The sequence below is a fragment of the Polynucleobacter kasalickyi genome (genome assembly GCF_900176405.1).
GTDB classification, from domain to species: domain Bacteria; phylum Pseudomonadota; class Gammaproteobacteria; order Burkholderiales; family Burkholderiaceae; genus Polynucleobacter; species Polynucleobacter kasalickyi.
Genome location: NZ_FWXJ01000008.1, coordinates 60,611 through 78,177, shown reverse-complemented (window position 1 = coordinate 78,177; position 17,567 = coordinate 60,611). Strand labels below are relative to the sequence as shown.

Here is a 17,567-nt window from a genome sequence, read left to right as displayed (position 1 = left end):
CTTCTGAAGTTGCCCTAAAATAAAGAAAATTCTGATTTGTCATCTCAACTATTACTACCACGGAGTCTTCATGAAATTATTTCGTCTAGCATTAATCAGTTCATTCATTGGTTTGGGTGCTCAAAGTTTCGCCGCTGATATTAAAATTGGCGCTGCTGAAGCACTCACCGGACCTGCGGCCAAGTATGGTGTGGCGATTAAAAATGGTTTCACTTTAGCGATGGATGAAATTAATGCAAAAGGTGGTGTCAAAGGCAATAAGATTGCTTTAATCATCGAGGATGAACAGGGCAAAAAAGAAGAAGCAATTAACGTTTTTAAGAAACTAATTTTTCAAGATAAGGTTCTGATGGTATTTGGACCCACTTTATCGAACTCTGCCTTTGCTGCTGACCCGATCGCGGTTGCTGCTAAGGTTGTAGCATTTGGGACGAGTAATACTGCTAGTGGTATTACTGACATGGGACCCTATGTATTCAGAAATTCCGTGATGGAACAAGATGTATTGCCGGTGGTTGTCAAAAAAGCGATCGCACATTTCAAATTATCTAAAGTGGCGGTGATTTATGGCAATGATGATGCCTTTACCAAGAGTGGTTACGACGCGTTTAAAGTAGCTCTCGAAGCGAATAAGTTACCTGTAACCGCGACGGTAACGTACGCTAAAGGGGACATTGACTTTAAAGCACAGTTAACAAAAATTAAAGAAACGAATCCAGATGCTATCGTGTGTAGCTGTCTCGCAGAAGAAGCGGCGAATATTATTTTACAAACTAGATCACTTGGTATGAAGCAACCATTTATTGGTGGTAACGGCTTTAATTCACCGAAGCTTTTTGAAATTGCCAAGAATGCTGCGGATGATACTTTATTAGGAAGTCCATGGTCCTCAGAGAACACATCGCCAGCCAATAAAGCATTCATGAATGCCTTTAAAGCAAAGTTTGGTAGCGAGCCAGATCAGTTTGCTGCGCAAGCTTATGACGCGATGTATATCTTATCTGAAGCACTTGCTGGTATTACTCTGACAAATAATTTAGAAAAAGATCGTGCTGCAATTTATGAAGCCTTACCAAAAGTAAAACATGAAGGTGCGACTGGTAAATTTGAGTTCGTCAAAGCACCAAGTAAAGCTGGCAAAGAGGCTGGCTATGATGCTAAACAAGATGCCATCGTAAATATTGCTAAAGATGGTAAGTTTGTTTTATTGAAATAATACTTTTTAATTATTAACGGAATTTCATTTGTTATCACAACAACTATTAAACGCTCTCTCTTTAGGGAGCGTTTATGCCGTCTTTGCACTTGGATTCACACTCATTTTTGGCGTGCTAGGGGTTATTAACCTGTCACATGGCGTGATTTTCATGCTAGGCAGTTATATGGCTCTGCAATTTGTAACCTTATTGCATGTACCAATTTTTATCGCACTGGTCTTGGCCGCAGGTATGAGTGGCGTATTAGCGGTAGTGATTGATTGGTTAATCCTGCGACCACTTCGCGCAAGAAACGCACCCCATTTAGCCCCCATGATTGCCACGATTGGCGTCAGTATTTTGTTGACCAGTTTGACTCAAGGATTTATGGGTGCTGAAGTACGGCGTTTTCCGAGTGGAACGCTTCCTGAAGAAAGTATTACTTGGGGCGATTTACATATAACCTACGTTCAAATTGGCATCATGGTGATTGCGTTGATGATGATGTTAGGTTTGTGGTTGCTGATGAAAAAAACCCAGTTAGGCCGTGCCTTACGTGCCATCGCTGAATCACCCAAAGCCGCAGCTTTACTAGGAATTCCGGTCGAACGCTTGTTTTATTACACCTCGTTTATGGCGGGGTCTTTAGGTGGGGTCGCTGGTGTATTAGTAGGCTTATCGTTTAATGCAATTTCTCCCTTTATGGGACAACCCATGTTACATAAGGGCATTGCCGTCATCATTTTGGGTGGTATGGGCGATATTCGCGGAGCCTTAATTGGCGGGCTCTTTTTAGGCTTTGCCGAAGTATTTAGCGTAGCGTATTTATCGAGTGATTTCCGTGATGCGATTGCCTTTGGCTTATTATTTTTAATATTACTCATTAAGCCTTCTGGCCTCTTTGGCAAAATTCTAGAGAGGAAAGCGTAATGTTGGAGTGGCTAGATACCTTTTGGTCAACCTATAACACCTTGATACTCAGCATTGGGATTAATTCCTTATTGGCCTTGTCCATTGCTTTAACGCTTTCCTGTGGTTTGTTGTCGTTAGCGAATGCAGCCTTTATGGGGATTGGCGCATATACTGCTGCCACATTGACCATGCAATTTCAATGGCCTTTTGAGCTGACATTAATCATGAGTATCCTTACGCCAGTCATCGTGGCCTTAATCATTGGTATTCCAACCCTAAGATTGTCCGGCGTGTATTTGGCCATGGCAACATTAGGGTTCGGTGAGGTATTGCGCGTGGTGATTATGAATATTGAATTCATCGGGGGGCCGATGGGGTTAAATGGTATCCCTAATATCACCACTTTCTGGCATGTATTCATTGCCTTAGGTGGAGTCGTTTATCTGCTATGGCGCTTACGCGCTTCAAAGGTGGGGCGAGCTTTTGAGGCGATTCGAGCCGACGAAGTGGCGGCTACATTAATGGGTATTCCAGTGATGCAATTTAAGTTGTTAGCTTTTACTTTGGGGGCTGGGATTGCTGGACTAGCTGGTGCTTTGAATGCGCACTTTACTTACACGATTGGCCCAAATAGTTACGCCTTTGAAAATGCTGTTGAAATTCTAACCATGGCGGTCTTTGGTGGTGCGAACAGTCTCTTGGGACCGATTCTTGGCGGCACTTTACTTACCCTATTGCCTGAACTCCTCCGCGGTTTCAAAGAGTATCGTTTAGCAGTGAATGGCTTAGTCCTGATTTTCGTGGTTCTCTATTTGCCCAATGGCTTGTGGAGTGGGCAATTCCTGCGCATGAAAAAGCCATCACGGCAGAATAAGGATGGCCAGCAACATGTTTGAAATCACGCATTTATCAAAACATTTTGGTGGTTTAGAAATCTTAAAAGACGTATCTTTGCAGGTATCTAAAGGAAGTATTAGCGCATTAATTGGCCCTAATGGTGCCGGTAAGACAACAGTGTTTAATTGTATTACTGGTTTAGTAAAACCGAATCAAGGCACTATTACCCTAGAGGGTCGAGAACTGATTGGTTTACCATCTCATCAAATCACTCGCCTGGGAGTGGCTAGAACCTTTCAAAATATTCGTATTTTTAAGGAGATGAACCTGTTAGAAAATGTCTTGGTGGGTATGCATAGTCATCTAGGCTACTCTACCCATGATTGGATTCTCTCTAGTACTAGTTATCAAGCACAAGAACAGCTTGCGCGGGATAAGGCGTATGAATTATTGAGTCTCTTTCAATTACAGCATCAACATGACCAAACGGCCCAGAGTTTATCTTACGGTGAGCAGCGTCAATTAGAATTTGCTCGCGCACTAGCAACCCAGCCTCAATTGTTGTTGCTTGATGAGCCAGTCGCAGGCATGAATGCGGCTGAAAAAACTTTACTGATGAAAGAAATTGAACTGATTCGCCAGCAGGGTGTTACGGTCTTTTTAATCGAACATGACATGCGGTTTGTCATGGAACTTTGTGATCATATTACGGTGCTGAATTTTGGGCAGGTGATTGCACAAGGAGAACCAGAAATGATTAAAAACCATCCCGGCGTGATTGAAGCCTATTTGGGCTCGGTGGAGGAAGAATGAGCGAATCCTTATTGAGCGAAGACCGGGCCATCCTAAAAGTGAGCCATTTGAGGGTATCCTATGGCCATATTCAAGCGGTTAAGGATGTTAGTTTTCAGGTAAATACAGGTGAGATTACAGCCTTGGTGGGTGCCAATGGGGCGGGAAAGAGTACCACTTTGTTGGCTATCTCGAAAATTATTGCGGCTCAAGCTGGGAGTGTTGAATTTCAACGGCAACCACAGGATTGGGTGAACTTGCTTGCGAAAACGAGTTCTGAAATCGTGCGGATGGGAGTTTCTCAAGTGGCTGAAGGTCGAGCGATTTTGCTGACGATGAGCGTTGAAGAAAACCTGCAATTGGGGACCTACACGCGCGAAAAAAATCCGCAGATTGCCCAAGATCTCAAATTTGTTTTAGATTTATTCCCGATTCTAAAAAGTAGATACAAAGAATTAGCAGGGAATTTATCAGGTGGCGAACAGCAGATGCTAGCCATCGGCCGAGCGTTGATGGCCAAACCTAAACTATTATTACTTGATGAACCCTCCATGGGATTGGCGCCATTAAAAGTAAAAGAAATATTTAGTGTTTTAAAAGAATTAAATGCCCTCGGGCAAAGCATCGTTTTGGTGGAGCAAAATGTTCAGCAAGCTTTACGCATTTCTCACCAAGCTTATGTCTTAGAAAATGGTGAGCTTACTCTCTCGGGAGTGGGTAAAGAATTATTAGAAGATCCAAGAATTATTAAAGCCTATTTGGGTACTTAACACTGGTGCTCAATCAAATTATTAAAGGAAAAAAATGAAAACTACAATGCGTGTTGTTGACCATGGTCAGGGCGGAGCTCCTGAGATTATGAAAATTATTTCTGATGCGCCATTACCGGTTGTGAAGCCCCATGAGGTATTGATTGAGGTGCATGCGACTGGCATTAATCGTCCCGATGTATTTCAACGCTCTGGTTCCTATCCGCCGCCTTTAGGCGCATCGCCCTATTTGGGATTAGAAGTAGCCGGAGTGATTGTCGCACTTGGTGCGGCAGTAACACAGTGGCAGATTGGCGATCAAGTATGTGCCCTCACACCGGGTGGCGCTTATGCAGAATACTGTGCGACGCCAGCGGCCCATTGTTTAAGAATCCCGAACGGGTTGAGTATGGTTCAAGCCGCGGCGATACCGGAGACATACTTTACAGTCTGGTCGAATTTATTTGATATGGGTCACCTGCGAAGTGGCGAAACACTCTTAGTGCATGGTGGCTCGAGTGGTATTGGTGTCACGGCGATTCAATTTGCTAAAGCCTTTGGAGCTAAGGTAATTACCACCGTAGGTAGTAGTAAAAAAGCCCAGCGTTGTTTAGAGTTAGGCGCTGATGTGGCGATTGAGTATAAAGATCAAGACTATGAAGAAGTGATTCTGAAACTAACCAATAAGGTCGGCGTCAATGTGATTTTGGATATTGTTGGTGGACCCTATATTCAGAAAAACATTAATTGCTTAGCGGTTGACGGACGTCTATTGCAAGTTGCCTTTTTAAAGGGTAGTCGCGCTGAATTAGATGTGAATGCAATTATGCGTAAACGCTTAACGTATACCGGCGCGACGATGCGTCCACGCAGTGATGAACAAAAAGGGGCGATTGCGCAGCAATTAGAAAAACATATTTGGCCGCTCATGGACCAAGGCACATGTTTACCGGTGATTGATACGGTTTTCCCGTTCACAGACGTCGTCGCTGCGCATCAACTCATGGAGTCGAGTGCGCATATCGGTAAAATTGTCTTGCAGGTCAAAGCTGCTTAAAAGTGGCTTTAATCAGCTCAGAAAACAAGATGTGGTGAATTAAACGGCGATTTCAGCCGTTTGATTCACTTTGACTTTCAGACCTAAGTCCTGCAAAAGAGCCCGGTCAGCATCTGCCTCAGGATTATTGGTGGTGAGTAACTTGTCACCATAAAAGATGGAGTTAGCACCTGCTGTGAAACACATCGCTTGGATGGCACGACCGAGTTCTTGACGCCCTGCAGAAAGTCTCACTCTAGCAGCTGGCATCGTGATTCTAGCAATCGCAATCGTTCTCACAAACTCAAACGGATCTAATGGCGGTTGATCTGCGAGAGGTGTGCCTGGTACTGGTACTAAATGATTAATTGGCACTGATTCAGGATAAGGTGATAAGTTCGCTAAGCGAGCAATCAAACCAGCACGTTGTTTACGTGTTTCGCCCATCCCAATGATGCCACCACAACACAGCGACATACCAGTATTGCGCACATTGGCCAGCGTATCAATCCGGTCTTGATAGGTTCTAGTTTGAATAATCGAACCATAAAAATCTTCGCTGGAATCAAGATTGTGATTGTAATAATCCAATCCCGCTTCGCCTAAGGCTCGCGCTTGATCCGCATCTAACATGCCTAAAGTCGCACAGGTTTGCATGCCCATCGCCTTTACTTCTTTAATCATGGTCGCTACTTTGATAATGTCACGGTCTTTCGGTTCGCGCCAAGCCGCACCCATGCAAAAGCGATTCGAGCCAGCCGCTTTGGCCGCTCTGGCTGCTTCTAATACTTCTTCCAAATCCATTAATTTTGTTGCTTCCACACCGGTGTGATAACGCGCGGCTTGCGGGCAATAAGAGCAATCTTCTGGGCATCCCCCTGTTTTAATCGATAGTAAAGTGGCTAATTCAATATCGCCCTCAGGAAACTGCGCTTGATGAATACTACTCGCCTGATGCATGAGAGTGGGTAAGGGTAAATCATATAAAGCTTCGATTTCTGAAACTGTCCAGGTGCGATTTGATTGCGACATATTTACTTTATCCATTTTGATTAGCCATTCTAACAAGGATTGGTAGTCTATTTGCCTAAACTATTCTGTGTTAGATCGGCCATTGTGGTTATTAGAGCACCAATTTTCTTCGCCGCATAATCAGAAATATGATCACTATAGCTATATAAAAAGGCGCCATTCTCGGTGGTTTGACAACGATTTTCAGCCGTATTACACAGGTGGGCGGGTAAATCAATCAGCTGCATGCGAGGATGTTTAGCGGCTAATTGACGCACCCAATCACGATAGGCTTTGGTACCGGCAAGTTGATCCTCGTAACGAATGGTGCAATAGGGATTCGCTTTGCGATAAAAAATTTGATTGAGGAAGTTGGAGCTCGTTAAGCCACCACTGATGCAACTCGTTGGATCTGGAAAAGTTGGATTATCGATTGCGAACATCACGGATTTACCCGCTTGCTCTAAAGAGCTGATGAGCCCATCAAAATTCTCTAGTTGGATTTCGGAATTACCTACGCCAGTAATCATGCCAGTTTTGGGGTCAATCGGGAAAATGCCACGCAGTGCATTAGCCAAGACAACGACTTTTATTTGTGGATCACGGTTGATGAGATGAAACGTCATATTACTTTTGGCTAGATGTTCGTCTAACTTATCAGAGCTAGCATTGGGTGGGGGTGGATGGACGCCATCTACTAATAACCAACGTCCTGTAGTCGTTGAAACGGCGGTTAATCCATAAAATAAGGCTTCTGCTTTACTATCGCCAAGCAGAGCATAGCGCACCGGATCTCGCACATCCTCGAAGCAATCTAAATCAGAAGGCATTTGCTGCACAATGTGACAGGGGCGACGAATACTATCTCTAAACTCACCCAAAACCATCGTACTAGGATCAGCCATTAGTTGTGATTGGTGGCGATGTTTAAAGCCATCTTGCTTGCGCAGTGTAATGCCAAAACTTAACAAACAAATCATGAGCAATAACAACACTAGTGACCAATAAGGGCGTTGTTGCTTCCGAATCGGCTTTTCTAGCAATTCGTAACAAAGAAAAGCTAATAAAACACTGAGGATGAGGAGGAAGCTACGCAGTAAGGTCGATAACTCTTGCCCCTCGAGTATTCTGGCAAACGAAAGTAATGGCCAATGCCACAGGTAAAGGGGATAACTGATTAATCCGATCCATACGACAAGTGGTTGTTTTAAGGTTTTTAATACGATGGAAGGTTGGATACCGACCGCACTAGAGTTTAAACAAAGCAAAATGCAACCTGTACCTAAACAAGGAATCAAAGCCCATAGACCAGGAAATGCCAGTTGTTCATTAAATTGGGTAATGGCAAATAATAAGAGTAAGCCACCCAAACTACACACGGAGTTTTTAAAGAGTGGATGAATCTGAAATTTTTTATAGATGGTTAAGAGAGCGATGAATCCACCGAGTCCTAACTCCCAAAAGCGTGTCAAAGGAGAATAAAAATCAGCCGTAGGATTGACGTGGATTGTGAAATAACTCAGTGTTAATGAACCGAACAATAGAGCAATAATCAACAGCATCAGACGGTTGAGGTGGTGGGATAAAAACCGCCAACCGAAACCCAAAATGACTGGCCAGAGAAGGTAAAACTGTTCTTCGACACCAAGGGACCATAAGTGTAGTAAAGGCTTTGTGAGCGCCTCTTTATCAAAATAGCCGGCCTCTCGCCAAAATCGAAAGTTGGGCACAAAGCCTGCGCTAGTTGCTAGGTGTGTACCAAATAGCTCATATTCTGCGGGGGTCAATACTACCCAACCGACGACAGAGCAAGCAACTAAAACTACCACTAAGCTGGGGAAAATACGTCGGATTCGACGTTGATAAAACGACCAATAACTAAACTGATTCGTTTGTAGCTCTTTAAAAATAATACTAGTAATGAGATATCCGGAAATCGTAAAGAAAATATCGACCCCTACAAAGCCACCTGGTAAAAACGCAGGAAAGCCATGAAACAGAAGCACGCTAACTACCGCTAGGGCTCTTAAACCATCAATTTCGGGGTGGTAAATAGATTTCATGCGAATTGAATCAAAAATTAATATAAAATTTTCTCATTATTCCTAAAAAATCACATAAAAATCATGATCTCCCAAGTTTATAAAGATTTACCACGTAGTAAAAATTTATTTCTGCAACTAGGGATTCTGTTGGTATTTCTCTGTTCTTGCTTAGGACAGGTGGCTGATGCGCAAGATGGTTTGTCGGGTCCCTTCAAAGAGTCAACTTTATCCATCATGAATCGGGAGATTGTGACTTTTCGTACTAGCTTAGCAAATGCAACGCCAGAAATACGCGCTAAACGAGCACATGATCGGATTAATAACCTATCTGAAATCGATTTAATCACGAAAAAAATTGAAGCTTTGCCCTTAGAGTTGGGGCAAGATAAGGGCGTGCAGTGGTATTTAGGCGATATTGCCTTATTTGCTTTAGTAGAAAAAGATATTGACCATGAACTCGATGGCAATCTCAAAAACCTTGAAAACAAGACAACTAAAGCCTTAATTGAGCTGATGGATGCCAAGGTGAAGCAAGTTAAGCTCCCTTTTATTATTCATCAATCCATCTTGGTTTTACTCGCAACTTTGATTTTAGGCATCGTTGTTGTGGTCGAGAAAAAATCATTGAATTGGGTTTCAACCCTTTTGCTTAAAAGAGGCCATTCTTTATCGCACTCCATGATCAATGGCATTCACTGGGCCGAATATTACTTTCGATTTGCCTCCAAAATTGTCAGTGCGATTAGTTGGCTATTAACGGCACTCTTTGTTTATATTTGGCTCACCTTTAGTTTGCGCCAGCTACCACTCACAGAGCCATTGGGTAGGAAATTAGGCCAACACATTACGGACACCATTTTTTCAGTATTCTCTGCGATTTTAGGATCGATTCCTAACTTAATTTCTATTTTGATTATTGTTTTTGTTACGCGCACGATTACTGATTTACTCAAGATTTTCTTTAAGCGGGTGCAAGCAGGTCAAATCCAATTTAGTTTATTTCATAAAGATACAGTGAGTGCAAGTCAACGCTTGGCAAATTTCTTTTTGTGGGGTTTGACTTTCTCTATCATTTACCCGTTGATCCCAGGTTCCAATACCGAGGCATTTAAGGGCTTATCCGTGTTATTCGGGATTGTGATTTCTCTTGGTTCTACTGGGTTAGTCTCGCAATTAATGAGTGGTTTAGTAGTGATTTACTCAAGGGCATTAAGGGTGGGTGATTACGTGATGGTCAATGGTCAAGAAGGCGTTGTTAGAGAACTTGGCGTTCTATCGACAAAAATTCAAACACTAAATAGCAAAATTGAAATTACGATTCCTAATGCAGTATTAATTGGTAATCCGATTACGAATTTGACGAAATTAAATGAAACCACGGGCACTCTTCTGTCCACTCAAGTGACAATTGGCTATGACGCTCCTTGGCGTAAAGTACATGAAATGTTGCTCGATGCCACGAAGTTGATTCCGGATATTAAAACGGACCCGGAACCAAAAGTCTTTCAAAGAGCTTTAAGTGATTTTTATGTGGAATATGAATTATTTATTCATACCAATAATCCGATTAAGAAATTAGCGATTCTCTCGGAATTGCACCAGACGATTCAAGATAATTTCAATCGAGCTGGCATCCAGATTATGTCCCCACATTTTATGGTGCAACCAGAGCAGGCGGTATTGAGTACTCCACCTAATTAAGCTTCGCTAGACTGTGTTTTACTCGTTTGGAGAGTTAAAACGATCTAGCGATGGAGTAGTCGCATAAAGCACGTAGACTTGCAGTGAAGGCATTGTCCTCAAACGCTGATAAACAAGATTTCGCTTTTTCTGCTTCCATCTTGGCTTGCTCTAGCGTATAGGCAAGGGCAGAACTATTACGAACTTCGTTTAAGACCGTTTGGTAAAAGTCTTCACTTAACTCATCACTTTGTTCAATGGCTTGTTGCACTAACTTTTTTTGCTGAGCGTTACCATGATGCAACAAATAAATGAGTGGCAGGGTTGGTTTCCCTTCTCTGAGATCATCCCCCGCATTTTTACCCATTGTTTCAGCGTCAGAAGCATAATCCAACCAGTCATCCATGATTTGAAAGGCAATACCCAAGCTTGAGCCAAATTGAGCTGCAGCAGCGTACTGTCCTTCAGTGCCTTTTGCAAGAACTGCGCCGAGTTGGGTTGCTGCTTCAAATAACTTTGCGGTTTTATACATAATCACTTGCCTATAACGGTCTTCCGTTACATCAGGATCATTGAGGTTGAGAAGTTGTAAGACCTCACCCTCGGCAATGATATTGGTGGCAGTCGATAAGATTTCCATAATCTTTAACTGACCCGGCACGACCATCATTTGAAAAGCTCTTGAATATAAGAAGTCACCGACTAATACGCTTGCGGAGTTACCAAACACAGCATTCGCGGTTTTACGACCCCTGCGTAAATCGGAGTCATCTACAACATCATCATGGAGAAGTGTTGCGGTATGAATAAATTCAACTACCGCTGCAATTTCATGACGATGCTGGACTTCAGACGGTTCTCTGATAGCACCGGCAATTAAAAACGTGAGAGCAGGGCGAATTCTTTTCCCACCCGCTTGAATTAAGTACTGGGATATTTGATTAATTAAGGCAACATCGGAGCGCAGACTCTGTTCAATGACTTCGTCCAGCTTGCGCATATCGGCCTGAATCGGCGTCAAAATAGATTTGATATCAATTACGCTAGATGTTGGCGGTTCAAGTTGTTGGTCAATCGCTGACATATTGTTGGAAGAATGGATGCTCTTTTTATCTGTTTTAACTAATCTCACTATTCTAATCGAAAGCGATTTTTCGGAAATTGTTTCCAATGGTAAGCTTACAAAAACATCGGTTTACTGCTGGAATGGATTTACTAGCTACCGACGTAGAGATCCCTTTGTAAAGGCATAAATACCCATTAAGGTACTAGAGCTCACGAAAAACCCCTAAAAAGATGGGATTAAAAGGGTATTTTTGCTATTTTTGACGTCGAAATAAGGGTATTTCTTACTAGTCTTTGACATTCGTGCCTAAAAAACATACAATGTAAGGCTTCCCAAATAGTTATTTGAGAATTTTGGGATATTAACCCTTTCGAGAGGATTTTATATGTACGCGGTCATAAAAACTGGAGGCAAGCAGTATAAAGTTGCTTCTGGAGAAAAATTAAAAATAGAACAGATACCTGCGGACATTGGTAGCGAAATTACACTCGACCAAGTACTAGCCATTGGTGCTGGTGATTCACTGACTTTTGGTGAACCCTTGGTTGTTGGTGCAACTGTCAAAGCCACTGTTATCGCCCAGGGTCGTCACGACAAAGTGAAAATTTTCAAAATGCGCAGACGTAAGCACTATCAAAAACGTCAAGGGCATCGTCAAAATTACACTGAAATCTTGATTAACAACATATCGGCTTAATATACGGCTAACAGGAGCAAATAATGGCACAGAAAAAAGGTGGCGGTTCGACGAGAAACGGACGTGACTCAGAGTCAAAACGCCTAGGTGTAAAAGTTTATGGTGGTCAAGCAATTAATGCTGGCGGAATTATCATTCGTCAAAGAGGTACACGCGTTCATCCGGGTACAAACGTTGGTCTAGGTAAAGACCATACTTTGTATGCTTTGGTTGATGGCCATGTACAGTTTGCTGTTAAAGGTGCACAAAAGAAATCCTTCGTTTCCGTTTTGCCTCAGGCTTAATATCGCCTGACTGAACGGTTCGTTTAGATTCGAGGCCTCGCCATTTCGCGAGGCCTTTTTTATTTGGGTTGAACTATGAAATTTATTGACGAAGCACGAATTGAAGTTATTGCTGGTGACGGCGGTTCTGGTAGCGCGTCTATGCGTCGTGAAAAATTTATTGAATACGGTGGTCCTGATGGTGGTGACGGGGGGCGTGGCGGCTCTGTCTATGCTGTCGCTGATCGCAACATTAACACTTTAGTTGATTATCGTTTTACTAAAACTCATCTCGCTAAAAATGGTGAACCAGGTCGTGGCGCTGATTGTTATGGTCGTGCTGGCGATGATATCGAATTACGCGTTCCAGTAGGAACGATTTTCGATGATATGGATACAGGTGAGCGGGTTGCTGACTTTACTACTCATGGCGAACGTCTCCTGCTTGCCAAAGGTGGTGAGGGTGGTTGGGGTAACATTCACTTTAAGAGTAGTACCAATCGTGCTCCTCGCCAAAAAACCAGCGGTAAACCTGGGGAACGTCGTAAATTAAAATTAGAATTAAAAGTCTTGGCTGATGTAGGGCTTTTAGGGATGCCAAATGCTGGTAAATCAACCTTTATTACCGCAGTTTCAAATGCTAGACCCAAAATAGCAGACTATCCGTTTACTACCTTGCATCCTAATTTAGGAGTAGTCCGTGTAGGACCAGAAAAGAGCTTTGTGATCGCTGATATTCCAGGGTTAATTGAAGGAGCATCAGAAGGTGCAGGTTTAGGCCATCGTTTCTTACGGCATTTACAACGTACGGGTGTGTTATTACACTTGGTAGACATTGCTCCATTTGATGAAGGGGTTGATATCGTAGGTGAGGCCAAAGCAATTATTAATGAGCTTCTCAAATATGATCAAGACCTGTATGACAAGCCACGTTGGTTAGTGCTGAATAAAGTTGATATGCTCGAAAAAGAGGAGCGGGAGAAAAAAATTAAGGCCTTTATTAAGGCATTTAAGTGGAAAGGTCCCGTATTTGAAATTTCAGCCCTTACCGGTGATGGCTGTCAGGCCTTATGTTTTGCCATCCAAAAATATGTGGATGCGCAGCAAGCGGCCGTAGATGCTCAAGAAGAATATGAAGCGGATGTGCGCTTCACCGATGTTGAGAATAATTCAAAAAAATAACCAAGGAACGTATTGTGAGTGTTTCAGTATTAAAAAACGCTAAAAGGATTGTGATTAAAGTAGGTTCTACTTTAGTCACAAACCATGGTGAAGGTTTAGACCGTGCTGCAATTAGCCGCTGGGCTGGACAAGTTGCAGAGCTCATGCAACAGGGTAAAGAAGTCCTCATGGTCAGTTCGGGTGCTATCGCTGAGGGGATGCAACGTTTAAACTGGTCCGCTCGGCCAACGGAGATTCATGAATTACAGGCAGCTGCTGCTGTTGGTCAAATGGGCTTAGTACAGGTCTATGAAACTGCCTTTAAAAAATACGACATCCATACCGCCCAAATTCTATTAACGAATGCTGATTTGGCGAACCAAGAGCGATACGAAAATGCGCGAGCAACACTCGCAGAGTTACTCAAACTGCAGGTCGTACCAGTCATTAATGAAAATGATACGGTCGTAACAGATGAAATTAAATTTGGCGACAACGATACTTTAGCCGCTTTAGTGTCTAATTTAATCGGCGCTGACGTACTGGTTATTTTGACGGACCAAGAGGGTTTGTATACAGCCGACCCTAGAAAAAATAGTAATGCCACCTTAATTTCTCAAGCCACGGCAGGAGAGCCTGAACTTGAAATGATTGCCGGTGGAGCGGGTAGTAGCCTGGGCAAGGGTGGTATGTTAACGAAAGTGTTAGCAGCCAAAATTGTTGCCAAGTCACATATTCATACAATTATCGCTTCTGGTAATGAGCCTGATGTTCTTCTTCGACTCGCTGGTGGTGAGATGGTTGGAACTGAGCTCTTGGCAAAGGGGCTCGCTTAAGCTACTTGTCTGTGATTCATTGTCATTGAAGTGATTTGTGCTTGAATCTGACTAATATCAATTAGTTCTATTCCTATTGAATTTCCCCAAACTTGGACCTTTGCATATAAGGGTTGTTCAAAAAATTGTGTCAGCAATCATGTCACTATGAATGTAGTACTCAATTCATTGATTCAAATAGTACCTTGAAACTTATTCGAACTCTTTTCGAACACCAGTTAATCCTTCAAGCAGTTTTGTTTTACCCAAGACAGCTCCGCCACCTTGGCAAGTACTGTAACGGGCTAAAAATGCCACATATTGGTTATAACCAGGTTTCGGAATTTTTCGCCAATCTAATGCTGCTGGTCTGCGCCAAACCCCATCATCTAAAAAACCATATTGACGGAATTCATATTCGTCACAACGAAAGCCAATATAAATCCCTTGATACTTTTCACTCTCATTGAAAGTCACCACCGTTAAACGTACCTCATCATGGTTGATAAAAGAAATACTTTCTTTATCAATAAAAAACTTGATTGAACTACTTTCAGAAGGGACAAAAGGAGTCAAATCACCTTTCTTAAATGGTTTTGGTAACTCAACTTCAGTCATTTCGACAGGTTTAGCTTCTTCTTTGATCAAAGTACTTTGAAAAAGTCGTTGGCCAAAACTGAAATTACTCGTTAGAGCGAGACTAGCTATACACGCAAATTGAATGACTAGATTGAATGGAGCTTTCATTTTATGGCCTGTTCACTACCCTCTTCTGGGAGGATGGTTGTAGTTGTGATGGATTTACCCATGGTAAAAACATTCACGGGTGAGCCCCATGGTAGGGACATCAAATGAGTCTTTTTGGAAAGAAAACGCGCTAGCTCTGACAATGCCAAGGTATACACATCACGTTTGAAATCAATGACATCGTTCAGTGGGATCCAATACGGATTCCAGCGCCATGCATCAAATTCTGGGTGATCTGTGGCACGCAAACAAATATCGGAGTCGCGACCAGCCATCCGTAATAGAAACCAAATTTGTTTTTGGCCACGATAGGCGACCCTACGCCCACGCACTGGCGCGTTTCTTCTTAAAAACTCATCGGGTACGTCATAGCGTATCCAATCTTTTGTGCGTCCAATAATATGGACATGTTCGGGCAATAATCCTACTTCTTCATGCAACTCGCGAAGCATTGCAGTCTTGGGATTTTCTCCATGTTGTATACCACCCTGTGGAAATTGCCACGAGTGCTGACCAATTCGTTTACCCCAAAATACTTCGTTGCGCTGATTCAGAAGAATGATGCCGACATTGGGTCTATAACCCTCTTTATCGAGCATAAGTACTAATCCTTTAAAATCTATAAATTGATTATATATATAAAGATTCCATGAAAGCCACACAAACATTTATTTCTACCCTAAAAGAAGCTCCTGCTGACTCTGAAATCATTTCTCATCAATTGATGACACGTGCGGGGATGATTCGCAAGTTAGGCGCAGGTATTTACAATTACATGCCAATTGGCTTGCGGATTATTCGCAAAGTCGAAAACATTATTCGAGAAGAGATGAATAAAGCCGGCGCCATTGAATTGCTGATGCCGGTTGTTCAACCAGGAGAGTTATGGGAGGAGACGGGGCGACTCAGCAAAATGGGTCCAGAACTGTTACGTATTAAAGACCGCCACCAAAGAGAATTCGTCTTGCAACCGACCTCGGAAGAGGTGATTACGGATATCGCCCGTGGCGAAATTCGTAGTTATAAACAATTACCGATCAATTTTTATCAAATTCAAACTAAGTTCAGAGATGAGCGTCGCCCACGATTCGGCGTCATGCGGGGACGTGAATTTACCATGAAGGATGGTTATTCATTTGATAAAGATGTCGAGGGCATGAAAGCCTCTTATGCAAAAATGTTTGATGCTTATCATCGGATTTTTACGCGCTTGGGCTTAAATTACCGTGCGGTGGCGGCTGATAATGGGGCGATTGGAGGCAGTGGTAGTCAAGAGTTTCACGTGATTGCCGATACTGGCGAAGATGCGATTGCTTATTGCCCATCCTCTGATTATGCAGCGAACTTAGAAGCAGCTGAAGCACTGAGCGTATTGGCTGTGCGTTCGGCGCCTACTCAAGTGATGCAAAAAGTTGCAACTCCTGAGATGACTAAATGTGAAGAAGTGGCTACTTTACTCAATCAACCACTCACAGATACGGTGAAAACATTAGTCTTGGCGGTTGATCAGTTTGATGAGAAAACTCAGCAATTATTACCAGGCAAAATTCAGATATTTGCAGTGTTGATTCGTGGTGATCATGAACTCAACGAAGTCAAGGCATCTAAAGTACCCGGAATGGCAGATTTTAGAATGGCAACAGAAGCGGAAATTCTGGAAGCATTTAATGCCACCCCAGGCTCGCTTGGCCCTGTTGGCTTGAAAGCTGGGGTCACAGTAGTTGCCGATCGTACGGTTGCGATGATGAGTAACTTTATTTGCGGCGCGAATGAAACTGGCTACCACTTCAGTGGTGTCAATTTTGGTAGAGATTTACCAGAGCCGATCGTGGCAGATGTTCGCAACGTCATCGTGGGCGATGTTTCTCCTGATGGCAATGGGACTTTAGAAATTTGTCGTGGCATTGAGGTTGGACATGTGTTCATGTTGGGCACGCGCTACTCTGAATCGATGAAGGCAAACTTTTTGGATGAACAAGGAAAGGCAAAACCTTTTGTCATGGGCTGCTATGGTATTGGTGTTACTCGATTACTAGGCGCAGCGATTGAACAATGCCATGACGATCGTGGAATTATATGGCCAGAATCCATTGCTCCTTTCCAGGTAGTGATTTGCCCAGTGTCTTATGACCGGTCTGAAATCGTAAAAACAACCACGGACCAAATTTATGCCGATTTAATGGCAGCTGGTATTGAAGTGATTCTCGATGATCGGGGCGAACGTCCTGGGGCGATGTTTGCGGATTGGGAGCTGATTGGCGTACCTTATCGCGTGGTTGTTGGTGAGAAAAGTCTGAAAGAGGGATTGGTTGAGTTCCAAGCTAGGTCAGAAACTCAAGCAAAGAAAATATTACCGGAAGATGTTTTGAAAGAATTATCCGCGTAAAAAACGATCTTTCAGAACATCGATAGATCACACCTCTCTCAGAGGTAAACTGCATTAGAGTCCCCCTGTTTCATATTGGCTATTGAACTGGGGGATTTCAGTCGAGACTCTTATAAAAGAGTAGATCGAGCTACGATACTTTTCCAAAGACAAAACCCTAGTTTTTACCAAATA

The 17,567-nt window shown here is 42.9% G+C and carries 16 protein-coding genes and 1 pseudogene; 12 read left to right on the top strand and 5 right to left on the bottom strand.

What is annotated here, in order from left to right; all coding sequences use genetic code 11:
* Nucleotides 1-70: 70 nt before the first annotated feature.
* From B8983_RS08510 to B8983_RS08485, 6 genes are read left to right on the top strand one after another with little or no spacing between them, the layout of a single operon-like run.
* Entirely contained in the window at nt 71-1,216 is a 1,146-nt protein-coding gene (locus B8983_RS08510) for an ABC transporter substrate-binding protein (RefSeq protein ID WP_084283722.1), read from the top strand.
* A 28-nt stretch (nt 1,217-1,244) separates the two neighbouring features.
* A complete protein-coding gene (locus B8983_RS08505) occupies nt 1,245-2,126 on the top strand; it encodes a branched-chain amino acid ABC transporter permease (protein WP_084283721.1) in 882 nt (293 codons plus the stop codon).
* 2 nt (nt 2,127-2,128) lie between these two features.
* Nucleotides 2,129-3,004, top strand: a complete 876-nt coding sequence (locus tag B8983_RS08500) for a branched-chain amino acid ABC transporter permease (protein ID WP_143736150.1) — start codon at nt 2,129-2,131, stop codon at nt 3,002-3,004.
* Nucleotides 2,997-3,758, top strand: coding sequence for an ABC transporter ATP-binding protein (locus tag B8983_RS08495; protein ID WP_084283719.1), 762 nt, complete (start codon nt 2,997-2,999; stop codon nt 3,756-3,758). Before B8983_RS08500 ends, B8983_RS08495 begins: the two co-directional genes overlap by 8 nt.
* Nucleotides 3,755-4,507 (top strand): ABC transporter ATP-binding protein, encoded by a 753-nt coding sequence (locus B8983_RS08490; RefSeq protein ID WP_084283718.1) that lies wholly within the window; start codon nt 3,755-3,757, stop codon nt 4,505-4,507. Before B8983_RS08495 ends, B8983_RS08490 begins: the two co-directional genes overlap by 4 nt.
* Nucleotides 4,508-4,541: 34 nt before the next feature.
* Nucleotides 4,542-5,543 (top strand): NAD(P)H-quinone oxidoreductase, encoded by a 1,002-nt coding sequence (locus B8983_RS08485; protein ID WP_084283717.1) that lies wholly within the window; start codon nt 4,542-4,544, stop codon nt 5,541-5,543.
* A 39-nt stretch (nt 5,544-5,582) separates the two neighbouring features.
* Here B8983_RS08485 and bioB read toward each other — a convergent pair whose 3' ends face one another.
* Nucleotides 5,583-6,569 (bottom strand): biotin synthase BioB, encoded by a 987-nt coding sequence (gene bioB / locus B8983_RS08480; RefSeq protein WP_084283716.1) that lies wholly within the window; start codon nt 6,567-6,569, stop codon nt 5,583-5,585.
* A 32-nt stretch (nt 6,570-6,601) separates the two neighbouring features.
* Complete coding sequence (locus B8983_RS08475; RefSeq protein WP_084283715.1) at nt 6,602-8,596, bottom strand: acyltransferase family protein; 1,995 nt, start codon at nt 8,594-8,596, stop codon at nt 6,602-6,604.
* Between the two features lie 63 nt (nt 8,597-8,659).
* Between B8983_RS08475 and B8983_RS08470 the strand changes: the two genes are divergently transcribed.
* Nucleotides 8,660-10,279, top strand: coding sequence for a mechanosensitive ion channel family protein (locus B8983_RS08470; RefSeq protein ID WP_084283714.1), 1,620 nt, complete (start codon nt 8,660-8,662; stop codon nt 10,277-10,279).
* Nucleotides 10,280-10,313: 34 nt separating this feature from the next.
* Here the strand turns inward: B8983_RS08470 and B8983_RS08465 are convergent, their stop codons facing one another.
* Entirely contained in the window at nt 10,314-11,342 is a 1,029-nt protein-coding gene (locus B8983_RS08465; RefSeq protein WP_234986972.1) for a polyprenyl synthetase family protein, read from the bottom strand.
* A 367-nt stretch (nt 11,343-11,709) separates the two neighbouring features.
* On the opposite strand from B8983_RS08465, the gene rplU reads away from it, so the two are divergent.
* The 4 genes and pseudogenes from rplU to proB form a co-directional block, all read left to right on the top strand.
* Entirely contained in the window at nt 11,710-12,021 is a 312-nt protein-coding gene (rplU, locus tag B8983_RS08460; protein WP_084283713.1) for a 50S ribosomal protein L21, read from the top strand.
* 23 nt (nt 12,022-12,044) lie between these two features.
* Entirely contained in the window at nt 12,045-12,305 is a 261-nt protein-coding gene (gene rpmA / locus B8983_RS08455) for a 50S ribosomal protein L27 (protein WP_084283712.1), read from the top strand.
* 75 nt (nt 12,306-12,380) lie between these two features.
* The gene (obgE, locus tag B8983_RS08450) at nt 12,381-13,466 is read left to right on the top strand and encodes an Obg family GTPase CgtA (RefSeq protein WP_084283711.1); all 1,086 of its coding nucleotides are present in this window, start codon (nt 12,381-12,383) and stop codon (nt 13,464-13,466) included.
* A gap of 14 nt (nt 13,467-13,480) precedes the next feature.
* Nucleotides 13,481-14,266: pseudogene (gene proB / locus B8983_RS08445) on the top strand (glutamate 5-kinase); the annotation flags it as partial.
* 207 nt (nt 14,267-14,473) lie between these two features.
* On the opposite strand, the gene B8983_RS08440 reads toward proB, so the two are convergent.
* Both B8983_RS08440 and B8983_RS08435 read right to left on the bottom strand, forming a co-directional pair.
* Nucleotides 14,474-15,007, bottom strand: a complete 534-nt coding sequence (locus B8983_RS08440) for a CNP1-like family protein (RefSeq protein WP_084283709.1) — start codon at nt 15,005-15,007, stop codon at nt 14,474-14,476.
* Nucleotides 15,004-15,606: an RNA pyrophosphohydrolase gene (locus B8983_RS08435; protein ID WP_084283708.1), complete on the bottom strand. Its 603-nt coding sequence runs from the start codon at nt 15,604-15,606 to the stop codon at nt 15,004-15,006. The genes B8983_RS08440 and B8983_RS08435 overlap by 4 nt, the downstream gene beginning before the upstream one ends.
* 50 nt (nt 15,607-15,656) lie before the next feature.
* On the opposite strand from B8983_RS08435, the gene B8983_RS08430 reads away from it, so the two are divergent.
* A complete protein-coding gene (locus tag B8983_RS08430; RefSeq protein ID WP_084283707.1) occupies nt 15,657-17,393 on the top strand; it encodes a proline--tRNA ligase in 1,737 nt (578 codons plus the stop codon).
* The last annotated feature ends 174 nt before the right edge of the window (nt 17,394-17,567 follow it).